Below are 1,133 nucleotides of genomic sequence, written 5' to 3'. Positions count from 1 at the left end.
CTATGCCCACCACCCTCCTTCGCATCCTCTTTCACGATTTGTGCAATGAGCCCATGCCCAATCTCTACCACGAAATCCGTGAAAATGGGCGCACCATCAGTGCCGGCAACTCTGATGGTGAAGGGTATGGCGTATGGATGAGACGTCGTATTGGAAGTGTACTTGACATCGCAGTAAAAGACCCAAAAACAGGTGCGATGACCACCTTATCTGCTCGCATCATTGTTCAAAAGCCCAATCAAAGCAATGCCTATATTGCCAGAGTACAAGCACCATGCTATAAACAAACCATCACACTACAGCCAAGACAAGGTACACAAGGTGATTATCGCCGTAAAACCCACACAGTCAAAAAAGGCGAAACCCTAGAGGGTATTGCCAAGCAATACAGCACAACTTTGCAAATCCTACATCATCTTAACAAAGACAAAATCAAAGACCCTAACAAAATTCAAGTGGGCTGGGTTTTAAAAGTGCCACCCAAAAACAGTGGTTTACAAGATTCTGATGCAAGTGCAGGCACCAAAACACAAACAACCAAAAACACCCAAACCAATCCCTATACCAAACCCAAAATCACCACCTCAAATTATCAAATAGAAAAAGGCGACACTTTGGGTAGTATTGCCCAGCGTAGTGGCAAGTCCATCTCTGACTTACAACGCCTAAATGGCATTACCGACCCCAACAAAATACAGGCAGGCAAATACATCAAGACAGGTCTGCCCAACACGCCTAAGCCTGCACAACCTGCCACAAAACCATCATCACAACCTGTGCCAACTCAAGCCCCTTCCACAAGTGGCCAAAGTGGTGGTATACTAGACAAAGTACAAGAGGTTTTTGGTGATGGTATGGACTGGCTAGACCAAAAAACCCAACCGATACAAGATAAATTCGAACAAACCATTGACTATGGGTCAAAAATCTTCAATGAGGGTGTTGATGTGGTCAGTCAAACAGCGGGCAAAGTCAAAGACGATGCATTAGACGCTGTATCAGGATTGTTTAATGACAAACCATCCCAAACCCAAACACCATCCCAAGCACCAAAACCAACAGAAATAAAACCCGTACAAACAACCGAACAAAACGAAAGAAGTCAAGAGGGTGGGACACCGAAGGTGGTGGTT

General features: G+C 45.0%; 1 protein-coding gene. It reads left to right on the top strand.

What is annotated here, in order from left to right; genetic code table 11:
• Positions 1-53 precede the first annotated feature (53 nt).
• On the top strand, positions 54-1,133 hold a 1,080-nt coding region (locus tag B0182_RS12860), incomplete at its 3' end, for a LysM peptidoglycan-binding domain-containing protein (protein ID WP_158079718.1).

This window comes from Moraxella bovis, assembly GCF_002014975.1.
GTDB lineage: Bacteria > Pseudomonadota > Gammaproteobacteria > Pseudomonadales > Moraxellaceae > Moraxella > Moraxella bovis.
Note: the sequence above shows the minus strand (reverse complement) of the source record. Positions and strands in the feature narration are given on the sequence as shown.